The 20,798-nt window shown below is 58.9% G+C and carries 10 protein-coding genes and 1 pseudogene; 2 read left to right on the forward strand and 9 right to left on the reverse strand.

What is annotated here, in order from left to right; translation table 11 throughout:
- Positions 1-10 precede the first annotated feature (10 nt).
- From ECTOBSL9_RS14640 to ECTOBSL9_RS14655, 5 genes and pseudogenes are all read right to left on the reverse strand, one after another.
- Positions 11-1,297 (reverse strand): PAS domain-containing protein, encoded by a 1,287-nt coding sequence (locus ECTOBSL9_RS14640; RefSeq protein WP_168161576.1) that lies wholly within the window; start codon positions 1,295-1,297, stop codon positions 11-13.
- Positions 1,298-2,420: 1,123 nt separating this feature from the next.
- The gene (locus ECTOBSL9_RS14645; protein WP_063465664.1) at positions 2,421-4,367 is read right to left on the reverse strand and encodes a PAS domain-containing hybrid sensor histidine kinase/response regulator; all 1,947 of its coding nucleotides are present in this window, start codon (positions 4,365-4,367) and stop codon (positions 2,421-2,423) included.
- A gap of 212 nt (positions 4,368-4,579) precedes the next feature.
- Positions 4,580-5,203 (reverse strand): recombinase family protein, encoded by a 624-nt coding sequence (locus ECTOBSL9_RS14650; protein WP_063466237.1) that lies wholly within the window; start codon positions 5,201-5,203, stop codon positions 4,580-4,582.
- Positions 5,204-5,773: 570 nt separating this feature from the next.
- Entirely contained in the window at positions 5,774-6,409 is a 636-nt protein-coding gene (locus ECTOBSL9_RS17105) for an HNH endonuclease (RefSeq protein WP_156500154.1), read from the reverse strand.
- 129 nt (positions 6,410-6,538) lie between these two features.
- Positions 6,539-9,969: pseudogene (locus tag ECTOBSL9_RS14655) on the reverse strand (class I SAM-dependent DNA methyltransferase); the annotation flags it as partial.
- Between the two features lie 111 nt (positions 9,970-10,080).
- Between ECTOBSL9_RS14655 and mobH the strand changes: the two are divergent.
- Together mobH and ECTOBSL9_RS14665 are read left to right on the forward strand one after the other, a co-directional pair.
- Positions 10,081-11,934, forward strand: a complete 1,854-nt coding sequence (gene mobH / locus ECTOBSL9_RS14660; RefSeq protein WP_240481001.1) for a MobH family relaxase — start codon at positions 10,081-10,083, stop codon at positions 11,932-11,934.
- Between the two features lie 106 nt (positions 11,935-12,040).
- The gene (locus tag ECTOBSL9_RS14665) at positions 12,041-13,039 is read left to right on the forward strand and encodes a site-specific integrase (RefSeq protein ID WP_063465665.1); all 999 of its coding nucleotides are present in this window, start codon (positions 12,041-12,043) and stop codon (positions 13,037-13,039) included.
- Positions 13,040-13,332: 293 nt separating this feature from the next.
- Here the strand turns inward: ECTOBSL9_RS14665 and ECTOBSL9_RS14670 are convergent, their stop codons facing one another.
- From ECTOBSL9_RS14670 to ECTOBSL9_RS14685, 4 genes are all read right to left on the reverse strand, one after another.
- A complete protein-coding gene (locus ECTOBSL9_RS14670; protein ID WP_063465666.1) occupies positions 13,333-14,676 on the reverse strand; it encodes an AarF/ABC1/UbiB kinase family protein in 1,344 nt (447 codons plus the stop codon).
- Positions 14,677-14,775: 99 nt separating this feature from the next.
- Positions 14,776-15,438 (reverse strand): Crp/Fnr family transcriptional regulator, encoded by a 663-nt coding sequence (locus ECTOBSL9_RS14675; protein WP_063465667.1) that lies wholly within the window; start codon positions 15,436-15,438, stop codon positions 14,776-14,778.
- Between the two features lie 31 nt (positions 15,439-15,469).
- Entirely contained in the window at positions 15,470-17,236 is a 1,767-nt protein-coding gene (locus ECTOBSL9_RS14680) for an SLC13 family permease (RefSeq protein ID WP_063465668.1), read from the reverse strand.
- Between the two features lie 66 nt (positions 17,237-17,302).
- Positions 17,303-20,611 carry an ATP-binding protein gene (locus ECTOBSL9_RS14685; protein ID WP_063465669.1) on the reverse strand — a complete coding sequence of 1,103 codons (3,309 nt, stop codon included), beginning with the start codon at positions 20,609-20,611 and terminating at the stop codon, positions 17,303-17,305.
- Positions 20,612-20,798: the final 187 nt, after the last annotated feature.

The raw sequence follows: 20,798 nt of genomic DNA on the forward strand, positions 1-20,798 counted from the left end.
CTGCTCGCCATCACCCTGCCGCCGGACACTGACACTTCACCTCGCCGTTGGGGCGATTGTATTTGATGCCGTTGGACAACAGATTAACCATGACCTGACGCAGCCGGGTGGGATCACAATCCACCGCAACATGATCCTCCAGATCCAACTCCAACCTCACGCGGCGCGCCTCCGCGAGGGCGGTGACCAAGCTGAAAGCTTCCTCCGCAAGGGCCTTGCAGTCTTCGGTCGAGGTGGAAAGCTCTAGGCGCCCCGCTTCCACCTTCGACAGATCCAGGATCTCGTCGATCAGCCCCAGCAGATGCTGGCCTGCCCTCTGGATCTCCTCCAGGTTGGCGGCCTGCTCGGGCGTCAGGTCGGGGTCGTACTGGAGCAGTTGACCAAAACCCAGCACGGCATTGAGCGGCGTGCGCAGCTCATGACTCATTCCGAGCACAAAATCCGACTTGAACTGGTTCGCTCGATCTGCCGCCTTCTTCGACTCAATCAGGGTCTGTTCGATCCGTTTGCGCTCTGAGATGTCCTGCGTCGTGCCGAAAATCTGTACAGGCTCACCATCTTCATCGAAGCGAACCCGGGCCCAGTGGTTCACCCAGATGAATTCACCATCGGATCGGCGGATACGGTATTCAATGGGTTTGATCCCGGGTCGTCTGGTCTGCAAAGCGCTCTCATGATTTGCCTTCACGCGCTCCAGATCATCAGGATGGACACGCCCCCAGTACTCTTCAGCCGTGGGCTTGAAATCAGACGTATCGTGCCCAAGCATCTCGAAGGTGGCGTCGCACCACCACACATCATCGTTTCGCAGGTCCACTTCCCAGTGACCTAGCTGAGCCAATTCGCTGGCTTCCCGCAGCCGTGCGCGACTGAGGGAAAGTTCAGACCCCAGGACCTTGAACTCCGTGATATCAACAACCTGCCCATGCCAGAGCACCGACCCATCGGGTAACGACTCGGGCTGGGCATATTCTTCGACCCAGAGCAAGCCTTGTTCCGGATGGTGGACTCGGTATTGATAGCGGAGGGGGGTTTGGGTGGCGGCGGAATGACCGTAATAGCGTCGTGCTTGGGAAGCATCGTCAGGATGCATCCGGTCCAACACCTTCATCGGATCATCCAGGGCCTGACCAGGGGTGAGCCCGAAGATCGCCTCGATGGCCTGGTTCACATACTCGTACCGACAAATCCCATCCGGGTTCATTCGGTACTGAAAGATCATCGACGGCAGACACGACACGCTGCGTGCTAAAGAGTGCGACTCCTGCATCCCACCTACCCCTTCGGTCATCTGCATGCACGCATGCATGTCTTGCCCGAGCCCATAATGAACCCCGCACGGCATGGATATCATTGCGAAAACACAATAACCACAATTTTTGTTGGGAAATCCTAAAGGAAGCGGAACTGGTGGCTCTGCCCACGAGCCCCGGCCCTTGGTGTAAGACGCATTGAAGCGCCTCATCACCCTTGGTGATGACACCAGTGCGACAGCCAACGCTTCATCAAGGCTGCTCTGCTTCCCAAGACGTAGCCAGCTGAACTGCCTTATCTTGACAAGGATGACGGTTAGCTCGACCACCGACATGATCAGCAGGATGGGCCACCACGGGCCACGCAGATCAACCGCAGACTGCAGACCATGGAGAATCCCGCTGGGTGCTGTATTGTCTGGATTCGTGGGCAGAATCTCACGGAGCCCATATGCGGCCAGAAGAATAAAGAAGGAATGGTAACGCTTTTGCAACTCATTCGCTATAAATAATCAAAGCGGAATCCGATCACCCCACGTCGCAATCAGGCTCACCCTTGCCGGTGAGGGCCGAGCGCAGGAGGCCGGACAAGGCGAGGCGCACATCAGGCGAAACCCCATGATGTACACACGGTGTGCAACCTTCCGGGACGTCCGGAAGCTGGACCAGCCCCTGCTGCGTAGTTCTGGCACCAGGTAGGTCTGCCTGCCATCCTGGCCCCGTTCCTGCACTTCGGCTTGGCCCGCTTTACCTGCAGATGCCACACTCATGCTGTCAAGGTTCGATACGCGTCCCAAGGACTTCCAGGAAGCGGGCCAACCAGGCGGGATGCGCGGGCCAGGCGGGTGCCGTGACCAAGTTGCCGTCCACGTGTGCGTCATCCACCGCGATATCTATATAGTGGCCGCCAGCCTTGGTGACTTCAGGCCCACACCGGGTAAAGAGTACTGAACCAACCCGAGTATTCTGGAGGCGGGTTATCGAGAGATCTGGGCCCTACGCACTCGACTGGAACTGGCGGGGAAAATCCGGGAACTCGCCCTGTTCAACCTGGCAATCGACAGCAAGCTCAGGGGCTGTGACCTGGTCCAGTTGCAGGTGGAAGCGACGTTACCCCGGCCCCACTTCAGTCCCCTGATGGATCCCCCGGCCTCTCCATGGCAGGATCTAGTCCCTCGGCCCATGGGTTGTCACGTCACAAGTGAATTCGCCGATGATCGCCACCACTTCGTCGAAATCGAACGGCATCGTCAGATAGCGATCAAATCCGCACTGGAGCCCTTCGCGCATCTCTTCTGGCGACGCCCGTACCGTCAGGCCCACCACTGGGATCTGACGCGTGGACGGCATGGATCGCAGACGCTTGAGAACCTCCAATCCACTCATGCCCGGCAGGTTGAGATCCAGAAAGATCAGCCGGGGCTTGTAGGCGACCGCAAGGTCGATGCCCAGCGACGGCGTAGGGGCGCCCATGAAGTCCAGTTGCCCCAGCCTCAACACAACACTCTGCAGCAGTTTCAGGTTGGATGGATTGTCGTCGATATGAAGCACCAGTCCCGATGCTTGACTGAGGTCAGACACGGTCTTGTGCTGCCTTTGCTGTGACACCCCTGGCATCCGAGTTACGGGTAACGCGATACGGAAACAAGTGCCCTGTCCTGATGAACTCGCCACCGACAAGGTGCCTCCCATGGCCTCGACCAGTCGTTTGCTGAGCACCAGGCCGATCCCTGTGCCCTGCACGTCTTGCCTGCCCAACCGTTCAAAAGGCCGGAAGAGCCGATCGATCTTGTCCTGGGGAATGCCGAAACCCGTGTCTTCCACATCGATGTGCACCGAGCGGCTTTCGCTATCGTGGGATCGATGGGCCTGGACTCGTACCACCCCATGCGGGCGATTGTATTTCACTCCATTGGATAGGAGGTTGATGATGACCTGGCGCAGACGCGTGGCGTCACAGACCAGGGGAATCCCCGGCTCCACATCCAGTTCCATCCGGATATCCCGCTTCTGCGCCATGAGCGACACCAGGCTGATGCATTCCTCGGCCAGTTCCCGACAGTCAATGGTGGACATGGCCAATTCCACCCGTCCTGCCTCCACCTTGGACAAGTCCAGGATCTCATCGATGAGTATCAGCAGATGGTTGCCCGCCTTGCGAATCTCCTCGACGTTCGACTGCTGCTCAGCGTTGAGGTCCCCATCGTGTTCCAGCAACTGACCAAAACCGATAATGGCGTTGAGGGGGGTCCTCAGCTCGTGACTCATGCCCAGGATGAAATCCGACTTGTGCTGATTGGCCCGATCCGCAGCCGCCTTGGCATCCAGAATCGCCTGTTCCAGTGCCTTGCGTTCCGTGATGTCCTGAATGGCCCCGAAGATCTGCACCGCATGGCCGTATCGGTCGAAACGCAGGCGCGCCTTGCAGTTCACCCAGAGCTCAGATCCATCCGAGCGCAGGATCCGGTGTTCGATGGCCTCGATATCCGCCCGGCCTGCCTGACGTGCCAGATCCTGAGCCGCCCTCACCTTGGCGATATCCTCCGGATGAACGTGCCTCCAGAAATTGTCCAGGCTCGGTGAAAAGTTGGATGGGTCATAGCCGAACAGGTCATAGGTGATATCACACCACCACAACTCACCGGTCGTCAGATCGGCCTCCCAATGCCCCAGACGTGCCAGCCGACCGGCCTCCTGCAGTTTGGCGCGACTGATGGAAAGCTCGGTCTGCATGGTCTTGTGGTCGGTGATGTCGAACACCTGGCCATGCCAGAGTATCTCCCCCGAAGCCAACGCCTCTGGTTTGGCATGCTCTTCCACCCAGAGCAAGCCATGATCTGGATGATGGATTCGGTACTGATGTTGAAAAGGGGTCAGCGTGGTGGCTGAGTGATGTAATCGATGACGGACCAGGTCTCGGTCATCTGCGTGTATCCGAGAAAAAACCGCCTCAACATCTGCCATAGCCTGGTCCGATGACAGGCCAAAGATCTCCTCGATCCCCTCGCTGATATAGCGGAAATGAAAATCGCCATCATTTCCAAGTACGTATTGAAAGATCACCGAAGGTAGGTGGGCTGCGCTATGAGCCAGATGGTGGGCGCCGTCTTTCATGTCTGCTCCCGATCCTAATGACTGGCGGAATCGACCATCTACGAATAAGAACGAGCCGGAACCCAATCACGATCCATTGACGCTGACGCCCAGAACGAGGCACCTCAGCTGTTTTAGTTATCGCCCAAGCACCACGGAGGATAATAGATATACCATGCAAACTGTAGAACCATTTGTCGGCGTCGAAGTGCCGGCCAACACTTCTGTTACACCTACGCGGCTGAACCGCGGGAAAGCAGCTTGAGGCCGTCTGGCCGCAGATCCCCCTTTGGCGACACATGCCGGTAGAGAGTTTGCCGGCTAATCCCAAGTTCTTTGCAGAGATCGCCGACCTTTGTTTCCGGTTGCCCCATGCTGGCCACTGCCAGCCGAAGCTTGGCGGCTGTCATCTTGTATGGGCGCCCCCCCTTTCTGCCGCGTGCTCGTGCCGACACGAGCCCGGCCACCGTTCGCTCAGAAATCAACTCACGCTCAAATTCGGCCAGCGCAGCAAAAATTCCGAACACGAGCTTGCCGGCGGCAGTGGTTGTGTCGACTGCGGCGCCGTGACCGGTCAAGACCCTCAATCCCACGCCACGGGCAGTCAAGTCGTGTACGGTGTTGATCAGATGACGCAAATCACGGCCAAGCCGATCGAGCTTCCACACGATTAGCGTATCCCCTTCGCGAAGTGCCTTCAGGCAACCTGCCAGCCCTGGTCGATCATCACGCCTACCTGAGACCAGATCCTCGTAGAGATGAGCAGGGCTGACTCCCGCGGCGAGGAGTGCATCACGCTGTAAATTGGTGGACTGAGATCCATCCACCTTCGATACCCGCATGTAGCCTATCAGCACCTTTTCACCCGTCACTTATACGTTCGATTATGTGACAGTGTGATCCAGATCACCCCGACCGTCAAAAAGTGTCCCTTAACCTGTCCCGTATTCTATGGCATGCAAAGGGTGCCTACAGGTAGTTATGTGACAACCACTCCGGGAAAAACCCTTCGGAACGCATGGGTACTTGAAGTAGTCTCAAAAACGGTCGTTTTTAAGTCAACCTCACCAAGATTAAGGTGCCCCAAAAGGAACAAAGGAACAAAGGAACAAAAGGCTGGAATGGAAGGGGTCATGAATGGCAAGGGACCTACCCAAAAGGGCTACGCACACATCTAGTGTTTGTGAAAGGGCCTTCAAAGGGAACCTCACTAAACCACCCATCAAACGCCGCCGCCACACCTCAGGGTCTGATTTTCCGGACATACCCAGTCATAAGACGTGTCCGCCAGCCTCCTAAGTCATATCTTCGAGGGGCCTGCTCCAGTGCAGCAAAAAACACTCATGCCGATCTTTATAATCCAACCGGTAAGACCAAAGTGGTACTACAACAACCCAACGCATGGTGCTCCATAATCCCCACTAATGTCAGTCCTTTTTTTGAAGGGGGTGCCTGCATGCAAACTTACTCGCATCACCGCTTTCGATAATATCAAAAACATGCTCTTTAGCAGAACTCTCAGAATTGAAAAGCTTTTTCCCACCCACACTATTGATATAAATTATATACGCACCACTTTTTTGGCGTATTTCGATTTCCAAAAAACGCCCTTGCTGAATTAACATTCCATTTGGAGTACACCTCCATCGCTTAGAATTAATAAAACGCTTTCTCCTACCAAGCATTTTTCTATAATTCGTAGCCACAGAAGTACCAGTCAAATTATCACAACAGTTTGTACCAACAGCCATTGGCTCCCAATTCGGGTGCTGGATATAGAAAATATACCTTAGAGACGTACCACAACATTCACATTCTCCGTATAACCCACCAAGATCGCTTTCATCATATAGCGACCATCCTTCATTGGGTCGAATCTTCCCATGCTCTCTTGCGTGGCATCCTTTACAAAGAGTTTCACACAATCCCGGGGCATAATCCCAGGGTGGCTTACCGGGCTCATAACGTTTATGGTGAACCTGCAATACCACTTCCGGGATGGATCGATTGCATTTCACGCACGCATATCCATCCATCTGAAGAATAGATTCACGAAAATCCACCCATCGCTTATCCCGGTAATTTTGCATCAATATCTCTCCCTAATACCTTTTTATCTTCCCAGATGCATATGCCAGTAATACAAACGAATGAACTACGTTATCTTAACAAAAGACCGCTACAAGGAATCCCTAAACCAACCGCCACACCCCATCCACCTCCTGCGCTTGACCCAGCACTTCCAAAGCTGCCAGTACCTGATTCACCGACTTGCTCGGCTTGCGCTTGAACTGACCAGCCAGGGCCTCGGTGGTCTGCGGCCCCACGGCCAATTGACGACGCACAGCTTGCACTTGGTCGGCCATCCCCTTGGGCCAAGTGGGCTTGCTGGCCGGCTCGGCTGCAGCCCCCTTCTCTAAATCAGGTCGATCCACCAGGATGGCGCTGGTCTGGGCGGCATCCGGCGCTTGGTACTCAGGACGCAGCCAGCGGACATGCCCACGGGCCTCCTCCGCAGCGCGTTCGGCATTGAGTGCCACCAAGCGGGTCAGCAGTTCCTCCTCGGCCTCTGCTTGATCCGCTGGCTTATCTATCAACGGAGCGGTCGCGCCGGGCCTGCCCACCAAAGAATCAGCCAGATCCTCCCAGCCATAAGCCTCAAACACGGCGCGGTCCAGATCATCGTGTATTTCCTGGAGGATAGAGGCCAGGCCCTGCTCGTGTATCTTGCGCTCCTTGGGCGTAAGGGTCGCGCCGGAGCGGATCTGCTCCAGGACGTTGTACATACCGGTCAGGGTCAGGTCCGGATGCTCAGCCTGTTGACGCTTGCGGTGTGCATCCAGACGCTCTGCCAGATCACGAATGCGAGAGATAAGTTCGGGAGTGGCCTCGGGAAATGGGAAGGTCTCAAAGCAGCGTGTTTTGGCATACACCGAATCGTTCCCAACTCCAAGCCAGCTTCCCGCAGACATGGCCCACCGACCATGGATGCGACTCGACAAAACGCCAAGATAAAAAGCATCGGACAATGCGATGTTGATGAGCTTGTTATCCGGCAGGATATCGGCGGCTAGGAACGTGAAAACGCGGTGCTTTGTGGTTTCAACAGTGGCGATGTAGCGGGTAATGCCCCTCAGCATGCTTCGCAAGTCCTCACGTAAACGACGATGCAGCCACCACCTCTCTCTGAGCCTCGGATCGCGATTGTGCTCACGTTCGGGCTTAACCCGCTCCAATATCCACTGATACACACCGGGGTATCGTTCGCGGACTTCGTCGAGGGACCACCCAAACAGGTCGATCACCATAACCCCGCGTGGACTCTGAGTGAGATCCCGACCATTACGATACGCTCGGATGACTTCTGTGATAGGTAAATGGCCACCGCAGCACAATGATTTGGCCTCGTCAGGGGTTACAATAAAGCCGGAGTTTCCCAACTCGAACCCCCTTTGACTCACGATGCCATTGGCGTGCAAAAACACTGCCCCTGCCACATTCGCTCCAATGGTCAGGTCCGCAAATACTCGGCCATCTCTATGGGACAGGCTCACGCTCCGGGCATCTTCATCGGTCTCCTGCTCCTGTGTCACCTGCCGCAATACGCCTGCCCGTTCCCCATATGCACCAACCGTCATAGCGATCCGCACCGCCGCCCCATCGCTGCTGTCCACCCACGGGTGGTCAGGAATGGCAAACAGCAGCGAAAGGGGCTTTTTGGCGTCATTCAGGTGCGGCTCCAAGACACGCCGGTTGAAGGTCTGCCGCAGGCTGTTGGTGGTGATGAAGCCGAACCGCTGGGCCTGCCCCTGGCGCACTTTTCCTGCGGCGATATGCCACCAGTACATGACGAAATCCGCCGAATCCGGCACCCCACCCTTGTAGACGGCCCGCACGGCATCAACATAGCCATCTCCCAAGGCACGGCGCATGGTCGAGGCACCAATGAACGGTGGATTCCCCACGATGTACTCCGCATCCGGCCATTGGGCCTTGCGGGGATTGTGGTAACGGTAGACTTGGGTGCGTCCGGTCTCGTCGGGGATCAATTCCCCGGTGGTGGGGCTCTCCTTGTAGCTGATCCCATCCCAAACGGACACCGGCTGGCCCTGCTCATCCAGGAAGGGTTCCCGACTGTCATAATCTATCAGCGCATCCCGCGCCTCGATGTTCTTGAAGTCGCGCAGGATCGGCTCGGGCAAGGAAAGCCGGCCATGCAACCGGTAGTGCCACTGCAGGTAGCCGATCCACAGAACCATCTCGGCAATGGCTGCGGCCCGGGGGTTCAGCTCCATCCCCAGGAACTGATGTGGATCCACGGTGAAGTCTTCCGTATCAAAAGTCGCCTGGCCGCCGGAGAGATCGCTGATCAGGTTCAACACCTCCCCTTCCAGGCGCTTCATGTGCTCCATGGCCACATAGAGGAAGTTGGCGCTGCCACAGGCGGGGTCCAGCACCCGGGTTTGGCACAAGCGGTAGTGGAACTCCCGCAGTTCCTTGAGCGCCTTGTTCGGCTTGTTCTGCTGCAGCCAGGCTTCTGCCGCCACCTGAACCGTGTTCCACTCCTCTCGCAGCGGCTCAATGATGGTGGGCATCACCAAGCGCTCCACATAGGCCCGGGGCGTGTAGTGAGCACCGAGCTTGTGACGCTCCCGGGGGTCCAAAGCACGTTCCAGAAGGGTGCCGAAGATGGCTGGCTCCACGAACTTCCAGTCGGCTTTGGCTGCCTGGATCAACAGGCCGATCTGCTTGGCGGAGAGCGGGATGGGATTGATGTCCTGGAACAAGCCGCCATTGAACCGCTGCAGCTTGTGCATCAACTGGCCTTCGTAACCCCGGTGTTCATGGTCTCCCAGAGAGAGCGCATGGCATCGGGGAACACCTCGGGGTTCTGCTCCAGACGCTCCAGGAGAGCGGTGAATTTCCCTTTGGGTAGCAGTTCCACGTCCTCGGCGAACATGGTGAACAGGCACCGCTTGAGAAAGTGGGCTACCCGATCCACCTCATACCCCTCCTGCTCCAAGGATTTGGCCAGGATCGCCAGCTGGGCACTGACCTCGCGTGTGACACGGGCAGCGTGCTTGCTGGCATCGAGCTTGTCCGGGCTGATCCATGCCCACTGCAACCGCTTCTGGATCTCTGGATCATTCAGATCCTGGAGCCGGATGCGGTGACTGCTGGGGTCGGGGAACGGGACGTAGGTGCCCCCGGAGCGGGTGAACTCGGAGTACATCTCAATCGAGCGGCCCACATCCACGATGATGATGAAGGGCGGACGCCCCTCATCCTGGGGTAACGAGCGCACGTAGCGGTCGGCCTGGGCATGGGCTGCCAGCATGGCCTTGTCCCACCCGTGGGAGTCCAGGGCCTTTGTCGTGCCTTTGGCCTCCAGGACGAAACAACCGCGTTTGTAGAGGTCTATCCAGCCGAAGCCCTCAGTGCCATCCGGGTTGCAGATCCGAACCCGACGTTCAAACACGTAGGCGTTGTCGGCGGTGTCATCACTGGAGGGGTCGGGCTGAGGGAGGCTGAGCAGCGCGCACAATTCGGTGAGGAACAGCTGGTAGTTGGCCCGTTCGCTCCCCCCGGTGCCGGTCCAGCGGGTGATGAATGCGTCTACCTCGGTCACTGACGATCCTTGTACTTACGTGGATTGTTGGCGGCGAAAACCGATACTCCGTAGATATACCTTAAACGATTCCGGTTATGCGGGCCACGGGGTAGGCTACCCGCTATGCGCGCACTGATGGCTTGGCTTCGGCAACCCATGGCCCACGGGGCAAAGCGGCCCAACACCCCCACCGCTCCTGCCAGTGGGGCCATTCCCATTCAGGACGCGGGCACCCTACTCGCCCCTCCTCATCGGCGGGAAATACTCCACCAGATCGAAGGGCTCACAAGGCTTCCCCCCCGCCACCACGCCGCCTTGGTGCGCGCGGCCATCCAGAATTATGCGGTGTTCGTGCAGCAGCTGCCGGCTTCAGAAGCGCATCACCACGCAAGCCTCGGGGGTATGCTTGAGCACGGACTGGAGGTGCTGTGTCAGGCGCTTTTGATCCGTCGCGGCCGATTACTACCCATTGGCGGCAAACCCGAGCAGATCGCTCAGCAGCAAGATATCTGGACCTATGCAGTGGCTACCGCCGCCCTGCTTCATGATCTGGGTAAGCCGGCCGTGGACCAGAAGGTGACGCTCTACCACAGCAACGGAGAGAGCGCGGGTACCTGGGATCCGTGGGCAGGCCCCATGACCCGCCTGGATGACTGCCACAGTTACACGCTGGATTACCTGCGGGGCCGGCAATACCGCTTCCATGAGCGCGCCGCCCCTTTATTGGTTCATCACATCGTGCCGCCGCGAGGGCTGTCCTGGATCGCATCGGAACGGCAGGTGTTCGCGCAATGGCTGGCCGCCATTGGCGGGAACATGGATGAGGCAGGACCTCTGGGAGAGATCATTCAGGAGGCGGACGGACTGTCCGTCGCCAGAAACCTTGGCGCTGATGCATCTAGCAGGGCTGCCCCATCGCGGGCCAGGTCGCTCTGGGAACGACTGCTGACAGGTTTGCGACACCTGATTCTGGAGGGAGAACTACCGCTGAATCGCAACGGTGCAGCGGGGTGGACCCTCGGGGATGACCTTTGGATGGTGTCCAAACGCACGATTGACGCGCTGCGTGCCCACCTGGTCGCCGAGGGGCATTCAGGGATCCCCTCCTCCAATGATCGGATCTACGACACCCTGCAGGAACATGGCATCTTGACCCCATGCGGGGACCGAGCCATCTGGCGGGCCACAGTATCCGGTGACGGCTGGTCCCACGAACTCACCCTGATTCGACTCCCTATCCACCGCATTTGGCCACAATCGACAGATCGACCTGCGGACTTCGCAGGCCAAGTGAAGCCCACCGAGACACCCACGCCATCAGGGCCAGAAGAAGCATCGTCTGATCCAGAAATCGAGGCGACACCTGGCGTTGTGCCAGAGACAGCCGCCGTTGCCAACGCCCAGGCTGCAAGCGATGAAGAAGATGCGCTACCCCTGCCCGATCTCCCAGTGTCCGAGACCCAACCCACGGATGACACTGGGCACCACGACGTATCCTCCTTGGACAGTCATAGCGCCCAACCGTCCCTCCCGACACATGAAACCACGGATGCGCCAACGCCACCGAACGCCCCCGAAACAACGACCCATTCAGAAATCCACAGCTCGGACGCGGGCCATCGGTTCCTCTCATGGCTTCAGCAACAAGCCAAGCAAAAGCAACTTGCGGTCAATCACCCCACCGCCCGGTTGCACGTGGTGGAAGAAGGCGTATTGCTGATCAGCCCGGCCCTGTTCAAGGACTATGCGAATAGTTATCCCGCCGACGGGGACTGGGGGCATGTGCAGAAGCGTTTCATGAAAATGAAGCTACATCAACGACTTGAAAATGGCACCAACATACATCGGTACGTGGTCAGCGGCGAGCGAAACACATCGCACGTCAAGGGAATTCTGCTCCCTGACCCATCGGTCATCTGGGGCGCAGACCAACAAGTACCGCCTCCGAATCGCCATCTGAAAGCTGCCAATTCGTGAATTGACTCACATATCCTATAATCAATGGCGCCAGGGTCCCTTTAGTCATCGTCCACCTTACCGATATATCTATTCGCGTAAGGTAACGGATACAAGGAGATACCTGATGCACAAACCGATTTTAATCAATATTGGACAAGGACACACAGTCAAGGAGCTCTTGGAGCTACACATTGGCGAAACCCTATTGCGCCCAGACTCCATCAAGTCCTACCGGAGTGCAGCTAATGTATTTATTCAGTACTGCGGGAATGGAGGCGACGATATTTACCTAACTGATATCACGAAGGAATTAACCCTGCAATGGCGCCAGAAGGTACTCGACACTCATGCACCCACGAGTTGGAACTCGTACCGAACCAGAATGTGCTCCCTATTTAATCACGGAGTCGCAGCTGGATGGATCGAGCAAAACCCCTTGAGACACGTCAAGACCACCCGAGTTGGCAGGAGACCAAAACGCACCATTTCTTACGATCAGCGCAAGATTATCGTAGATTTTATTGAGAAAATACCTGACTATCCGAGCCCTGGGCAAACCGGACACATAGCCTTTATGCCTGGTTGGTTTTGGTTAGCGCTCTTCAAAACTCTCTACTTTACAGGTATGAGAAGAAGGCAGCTCGTCAATCTACGTTGGAAAGACATCAACTTCAATACTGGAGTGATGCGGCTTTCATTAGATGGGAGCAAGACAAATCAAGAATGGTCAATTCCGATACTACCAACACTCGATGAACAACTACAAATAGTCTACGGAAAAACCCTGGAAATCACTAACGCTACCGAAGTCGATTTAATGAACCGACAGGTGTTTGCGATCGGCTTATTCAATCCAAAATACCATGCTACCAATTCTCTTGGCGAGATCTATGAAGATCAAATCTCGGGATTCTTCGGCCGCTTATCCAGAAAGCTTGGTTTCAGGATAACTGCCCACGGCATGCGCCATACATTTGCCACCGAACTCATGCGCGCACCCAATCCTGACATCAAGGCCATTCAGGAGCTTTTAGGTCACTCACATATCAGGATGACGCTGCAGTATATGGAGACGAATATGCAACAACTCCGCCGTTCCACAAACTCTCTACCTTCCCTTTAGCCTGACAGGCTTGCCCACAGCGCACTTTTCGGCTGGGGGTAGGTTGCGTAGGGCGCCAATTTGGTGTAGATATGACACAGGCCTCTGTCCGGGGCCTATGGGTTAGCGTTCGGCGCTTATTCTGAAAAAACGGCTGACACTATAAAGGTTAAAGGCTGGGGAGGGGGTACTAGGCCCCTCCCCAAAGACCCGAGAGCTTTCGGGTCTGTCCCTGGCTCGGTTGCATGTCGCCCCCCTGTTTCAGGCAGGCGACTGAGGTTTGCGGTTGAAGTTGAGCACGGAACTCAAGTTCGCTATGGCTTTTCCAGGCCCAGGTAAGGCGACATCATCCTGCCGATATCCACCCGCGCCCGCAGCTTGCGGCACAGCAGGAACATGCCCATGAACTTGCGATGCAGGAACAGGGTGGCCGGTTCGGGCATGTGGCGGAAACGCTCGTCCAGGAACAGGTCCTTGCCCCGGTAATACACCCGCTCGAACAGGTCCGAGGCACCAAAATCATAGGGGCCTTCATGGCGCAGCGGCTCGCCGGAGAGCAGCAGCAGATCCAGCATCTCGTTCACGTCACCGGAATCCGAGTCCTCCTTGAGATACCCCAGTTCGATGCACGCCTGGCGCATGTCCTCCCGATCCTGTGAGTAGGCCGCCTGACCCAGGTGGCGGTAAACCTCTACCCAATGGGGCTGCACCCGATGGGCAGCACCGAAGTCCAGCAGGGACACCCGCCCGGACTCCATGTCGTAGAGATAGTTGCTGAAGTTGGGGTCGGTCTGCACCAGCCCGAAATCGAACAGTTCCCGGAAACCCAGGCGGCTGAGCAGGGTGGCCACCCGATCACGGTCTTCACGGGGATAGTCGCCGGAGATCATCCGGTCCACCGGCTCGCCGGGGGCAAAGTCCATGGCCAGGATATTCTCCGTGGACAGGTCATCATGCAGACGGGGCACGAACAGGTTCGGATCATCCCCCACCATGGCGCCATAGGCCTTCAGGGACTCGGCTTCGGCCTGGTAATCGGTCTCCCGGTGCAGTTGCAGACGGGCCTCTTCGAACAAGGGCCCCAGATCCACGCCGGCGGGCATGATGCGGAACTGGCGGAACAGGAAGGCCAGGTTGTTGATGTCGCTATCGATACTCTCGCGCACGCCGGGAAACTGGATCTTCAGCGCCAGGGTGCGGCCGTCGCGGGTTTGGGCCTTGTGCACCTGACCGATGGAGGCCGCCGCAATGGGGGTGAGATCCATGTGCTTGAACTGCTGCTCCCAGCCCTTGCCGTATTCCCGGTTGAGCACGCCACTGAGCTGCCCCAGGGGCATGGGCTCCGCGCCCTGGCGCAGGGCACCCATGATCTCCGAGGCCTCCTCACTGAGCAGGTCCGTGCCATCCATGGACATGAGCTGCCCCATCTTCATCACCGCCCCCCGCATGCGCGCCAGGCGATCGGTGAAACGCTGCGCATGCTTGCCCGGCAGATTGATGCGTGCCGGGCGACTGCCGTTGCTCTTGCGAGTGAGCTCCGTCAGACCCTTGAAGCCTATCCCGGCCGCAAGCGTGCCGGAGGCCATGCCCAGGTGCCAGAGGCGACCAAAACGGGAACTGGGGACGGGATTGGAACGGCGTTTGCCATGATCGGACATGAAGGATTCAGCCTTGTGGGCGATGCAAGTGTTTATTAGAGACTGCTAATTATGCCGAATGTTCACCTTGACGGCATCCCGACCACCGGTTCATCACGATTACTCCAGCACCCGCCGAAGCCCGGACTCGTCCAGCAGCACCAGGGTTTCCCCCTGCACCTCCAGCAAACCCCGCTCCCGCAGGCGGGCCAGGATGCGGGACAGGGTCTCCGGCTTCATGGACAGCCGCGACGCAATCACCTGCTTGGGGATGGACAGGCGCACCTGTCCGGCCTGGGAGTGGGCCTGGGCCAGCAGGTAGGACACCAGGCGATAGGTGGCGTTGTGCAAGGTGAGTTCGTCGATCTGGCTGAGCAATCCGTGCATGCGGCGGCTCAGGCCACCCAGGAGTTTCAGGGCCAGATCAGGGGATTCCCTCAGAAGCTGCAGGAAGCACTCGGTGTCGAAGATCACCAGATGGGTGTCCGACAGGGCCGAGGCGTTCACGGGATAACGCCGCTCATCCATGAACATCACCGCCTCGGCGAACAACTGCCCGGACTGAATCACCTCCACCACCTTCTCGTCGCCATCCCTTGAGAGCAGGTACAGCTTCATGGCCCCGGTCTTCACCAGGAAAAAGTGCGGTGCCGGATCACCCTGGGAAAACAGCGCCTCCCCGGCCCGGCAGTGGCGTTCCCGCGAGGTGGACCGGATACGCGCCAGCTGATCATTGTTCAGGGGCTCGAAAAGGTGAAGGCGTTGCAGTTCCTGCAAGGTCATGGGGCAATGTGTCCTGTCGGGAGGATCTGGCTCACCAGCTCCAGATGAGTGGCACCAGCAGGATCACCAGGGCGCCGGTGATCACCGTCATGGGGATGCCCGCGCGCAGATAGTCACTGAACCGATAGCCCCCCGGGCCGTAGACCATCAGGTTGGTCTGATAGCCAAACGGCGTGGCAAAACTGGCGGAGGCAGCGAACATGATGGCCACCGCGAAGGGCATCAGGCTCACCCCCAGATCCTGGGCCACAGCCCAGGCAATGGGGAACATGAGCACGGCAGCGGCGTTGTTGGTGATCAGTGCCGTGAAAAGCGCGGTGAGCAGATAGATCAGCAACAGGTTCGCCCAGGGCTGATCACCGGCCAGCCCGGTCACGTTCAAGGCCACGGTCTGGGCCAGGCCGGTATTGTTCATGGCGGCGGCCACGCCAAAGGCTGCGGCGATGGTCAGCAGCACCGACCAGTCCAGACTGCCACGGGCAGTGAACATGCTCACGCAACCACTCAGGATCATCAGCCCCGCCGCCGCCAGGGCCGCCTCCAGCATGCTGAGCACGCCCAGGCTGGCGCTGGCCACCATGGCCACAAGAATCCCCATGGCCACCAGGGCACGATCATGGCGGGGCGTGGCGGAATCCTGCACCTGGGTCATGAGGAAGAAGTCCCGGCGATTGCGGTTCTGGGCCAGGAAGCTCGAACCCGCCTCCACCAGCAGCGTATCCCCCGGGCGCAGCACGATGTCGCCGATCTTGCCCCGCAGTCGCTCACCATTGCGGGCCACGGCGATCACCACCGCGTTGTAGCGGTTGCGGAATCCCCCATCGCGGATGGTCATGCCCACCACCGGGCAGGTATTGGACACCACCACCTCCAGGAGCGCCCGGTCGGAGCGCCGGCCATCCAGCTTGAACACCTGCCCGGTGGCCGGGGTGAGACCACGGATGCGCTGCAGGTCGGCCATGGATTCCACCACGCCCACGAAGATCAGCCGGTCGCCCGAGCGGAGCCTTTCCTGGGGCGACACGGCGGGGATGAGGGTGCCCTGGCGGTCCAGTTCCATGAGATACCCCCCAGGCAGGTGCCGCAGACCGGCCTCCTCGATGCTCCGGCCCACCAGAGGACCATCGTCCTCCACCAGCATCTCCAGAGTGTATTCCCGGGGATCGTCGATGTGGCTCATGGGCGGACGGCGATCGGGGAACAGATACCGCCCGAAGACCAGCATGACCACCAGACCCAGCAAGGCCACGGGCACGCCCACCCAGGCGATATCGAACAGCCCCAGGCCGGTGCCGGTCTGATCGATCAGCAGGCCATTGACCACCAGGTTGGTACTGGTGCCAATCACCGTGATCGTGCCTCCCAGGATGGCGGCAAAGGACAGGGGCATCATCAGGCGCGACACCGGCAGATCCAGCTTGCGGGCCCATTCGTTCACGGCGGGGATGAGCATGCCCACCACGGGGGTGTTGTTCAAAAAGGCGCTCATCACCGCCACCGGCGTGGTCAGTCTTACCTGCGCCCGCCACAGGGAACGCGGCCGCCCGAGCAAGGACTGGACGATCCACTGGATGCCTCCGGTCTCGCGCAGGCCGGCCACCACCACGTAGAGGGCCGCCACGGTGATCACGCCCTCGTTGGAGAAACCGGCAAAGGCCTCCCGTGGGCTGACGATACCTGCCAGCAGCAGGATCACCACAGCGCCCACGAATACCAGATCCGGGGCCGCACGCGTGAAGGTGAGCACGGCCAGCATGCCCAGGATCAGCAAGGCGGTAAACCAGGCCTCAAGGATCATGAATCAGGGATTTCCAGTGGGTCGTCCGGGATGGATAGATTATTCTCAATCTTCTCATGCCTGGCGTTACGTGCCCAGTTCGCGCGTCAGCGCCTCCACCTGAGGCAGTCCATGGCGCACGGCAGGCTCATTCACGGGCATCCCCGCCAGCACGCCCTTGAGGGCGGCGGGGGTGCCTTGGTAGATGCGGTGCAGTTCGGCCATGATGCCGCTCAGCCGGGATTCCGCCTGCCGAAAATCATCCCTACGCACCAGCGTCTCCAGGGCCTCGATCAGCGCCGCTGCCCGTTGGGCGCCAATGGTAGCCAGATGCCCCTTGAGGGTATGCGCGATCCGTGCGGCGGTGTCGCCGTCTTCATCACTCAGGGCCTGGGTCAGTGCGCCCATTTTTCCAGGCAGGTCCGGGAGGATCGTGAGCAGCATCTCGATGAGCAGTTCCTGATCCCCGCCCAGACGCTGCATCACCAGTGCCAGATCCACGCTGGGCACAGTGGACTGGGGGTCGGAGGCCCCTGACCTTGCCAGTGCCCCTGTATTGCAGTGACCCATCACATGGTCAATGGTCCGCCCAAGCTCACCGAGGCTGATGGGCTTGAAGATGTAGTCATCCATCCCCGCGTCCAGGCCCCGCTCCCGATACTCACTGAGCGCGTGTGCGGTCAGTCCGATGATGGGCAACATGCGGTTGCCCTCCCCGGCACCGCCATCGCGGATATGCCGGGTGGCATCAAAGCCGTTCATGCCGGGCATCTCCACATCCATCAGCACCAGGTCAAAACGTTCAAGGCTCAGTTGCTGAAAGGCGGACTCAGCATGGGTCACCGAAACCGTCTCATGTCCCAGACGCTTGAGCAACTGTTCGGCCACCACCACGTTGGCAGGGGTATCCTCCACCAGCAGGATTCGCCAGACACGGGACCTGGCGGCATTCTGGAATGCCGCCAGGTGAGCGCTCTCGGTCATGGGCACTTTCTCGGGATCGCCGAGTTCAAGCACCACGTTGAAACCAAAGGTACTCCCCTGCCCAGGGCAACTGGCCACGTTGATGCACCCACCCATCTTCTCCACCAGTTGGCGGGTGATGGCCAGTCCGAGCCCGGTACCTCCATAGCGTCGTTTTGCCGAACCATCCACCTGAGTGAAGGTGTCGAAGATTTCTGCCTGGCGGTCCTCGGGAATCCCCTCGCCGGTATCCATCACCTCGAAGCCCAGATCCACCTGTGTCCCGCTGGCACCCAGAACCCGGACCGTCACCCGCACACCGCCTTCTGCAGTGAACTTGATGGCATTCCCCACCAGGTTGATGAGTATCTGCCCCAGACGGTGCATGTCCCCGCGCAGATAGCGAGGCACATCGGATGCCATTTCCAGGGCCAGGTCCAGATCCTTGTCCTGGGCAGAAACCGTCAGGGTACCCACCATCTGTTGCAGGGCATGGTGCAGATCGAAATCGGACTCCAGCAACTCCATCCGCCCCGCCTCGATCTTGGACAGATCCAGGATGTCGTTGATCACCGTGAGCAGATGACGGGCCGAGTGCTGAATGATCTGCATGAACTCGCGGGATTGCCCCTGAACGCCTTCCAGCATGACCAGTTCACTGAGGCCCAGGATGGCATTCATGGGCGTGCGGATCTCATGACTCATGCGGGCCAGGAACTCGCTCTTGGCCTGGTTGGCCGCCTCAGCCACCTCGCGAGCCGCAATCAACTGACGTTCAAGGGCACGCAGATCGGTGATGTCCGAGTAATACACCATGCCACCGATGACCTCGCCCTGGTCGTCCAGGATGGGACCATTGAAGATCTGCATGGAACGGCCGCCGAATCGTGCCTCCTCTTCAGGCGTGGAGTAACGCACCATGGGCTGCCGGGTTCGAAAACACTCTTCCAGTGCACACTGCTGGCAAGGCCTGGCCTGCTCCCAGGCCAGTTGATAACAGGGCTGATGCAGCACCTTTTCCAGATCGTCAATGCCGAACACCTCCAGCAGACTCTGGCTGGCACTGACAATCTGGTATTGCCGATCAATGATGACGATGTAGCCCGGGATATTCTCGAAGAAGGCACGCAGCCGGCTGGTGGTCTGATCCAGTTCAGCCGTGCGCTCGGCCACTCGCTGCTCGAGCAGGCGGTTCTGTTCCTGGATCTCCTCAGACTGCTCCTGAACACGCTGGAACTGGTCACGCAACTGCCCCGCCATGGCCTGGAAGGCCCGGTCCAGTTGATTGTATTCCCGAATCGTCGTCCGGCGAGGCTCGCGGTCCCATTGCCCCCTGGCGAGTTCGTCGGCGTCCCGCCCCAGGCGCTGCAGGGGTGCAGCCAGGCGACCGGCCATCAGCACCCCCAGCAAGGCTGCCAGAAGGAGCACGGCAGCAATGATCATCACGGTGACACGGGTCTGATCCTGAATCCCGCCCATGAAATCACGCTCCGGGACCACCACGGCCAGGAGCCAGTCCAAACCCGGGGCCGGAGAGAACGCCCTGATCTGAAGGTATTGTTCTTCTCCCGCCAGGGAGAAGTTCAGGAACTCGTCTTCCAGGATGGCCGCCAATCCACCCGGGCGCTGCTCAAGCAACTGTGCCGCAGCCTCCACGGAGGCCACCCCGGATTCGGCAGCGGATATGGGCAGGAACCGGCCTTCCTCCTCCCGGAAAAAGCCCCCTTCCGGTGCCGTGGAAGCCGCCACCAGATGACCGTCACCCTGAATGACGAATACCTGGGCGTTGGGTGTCAGATCCAGCGATCGCAGAAAATCATGGACCTGAGTGAGGACGTAATCCACGGCGAAAACGCCCAGCAACTGCCCATCGGCATCATAATGGGGCCGGGACGCGGTCAGGGCCAGGTCGTGAAGGACGAAGTGACGATAGATGGGTGTCCAGGTAGGCTGGCCTGCGGCCACGCCAGCCTGGTACCAGGGTCGGGCGCGGGGATCAAAGCCCGGGTAGACCTGCTTCAGTTCCAGGGCATCGCCCAGGTCGTTGGTGGCAAAGTTGTGGGAATCGCCCCCAGTGACTTCTCCCGCACGCACCACCTGCACACCGCCATCGGCCACCCGACGCGCGCCGTAGAACTCACCCTCAGTGGTGCCAAAAAAGGAATAGGCCAGCGATGGCTGACTTTCGATCACCCCATGGAAATAACGCTGCACCGTGGTGGAATCATCCAGATCCAGGATTCCATTGCGTAGTGCACGGGCATTGTTTTCATTCACTTGAGCCGGGATGCTCAGGTAATGGCTGAGTCTATCCTCCACCCGGGTAAGTACATCGGTACGCAATTGCCGGGCAATGTCGTTCACGGCCGCCCGGCCATCCACAATGGCCAACCAGGCCACAAAGCCTGCGGAGATCACGGTGATCAGCACCATGGGGATGCCGATCAGCCAACGCAGGGAAAACGCAGCCCGCCGTCGTAGAGGAGATGTGAATGTCGATGCGAGTGGGGTCTCCCGCGTATGGCCACCCATGAGCATGCTCCCGGAGAAGGGGCAGGATCCCCCTGAAACCGCCCAAGTATAGAGCCGGTGACCGGATGATCAACGCCTCCCATCCGGG

The organism is Ectothiorhodospira sp. BSL-9 (genome assembly GCF_001632845.1).
Classification (GTDB): Bacteria; Pseudomonadota; Gammaproteobacteria; order Ectothiorhodospirales; family Ectothiorhodospiraceae; genus Ectothiorhodospira.